At 60.8% G+C, this 245-nt stretch carries 1 protein-coding gene; it reads right to left on the bottom strand.

The annotated features are described in order from the left end of the window. The coding region (locus SB754_RS22310; protein ID WP_410784464.1) for a DapH/DapD/GlmU-related protein at positions 1–245 on the bottom strand (245 nt) is incomplete at both ends.

Here is a 245-nt window from a genome sequence, read left to right as displayed (position 1 = left end):
ATAGAAGACTTCGCCGGTTGCGCGATCCACGATCTTGGTCGATTTGCCGATGAAAACACCCATGCCGAGGACCGAGCCTTCGCGCACGATGCAGCCTTCAACGACTTCCGAACGGGCGCCGATGAAACAATTGTCCTCGATGATGGTTGGACCGGCCTGCATCGGCTCCAGAACACCGCCGATGCCGACGCCGCCGGAAAGGTGAACGTTCTTGCCGATCTGTGCGCAGGAGCCGACGGTGGCCC

Origin of the sequence: Leifsonia sp. SIMBA_070 (genome assembly GCF_046534635.1) — a bacterium.
In the GTDB taxonomy this organism is placed as follows: Bacteria; Actinomycetota; Actinomycetes; order Actinomycetales; family Microbacteriaceae; genus Leifsonia.
This window is presented reverse-complemented; position numbering and strand designations above follow the sequence as displayed.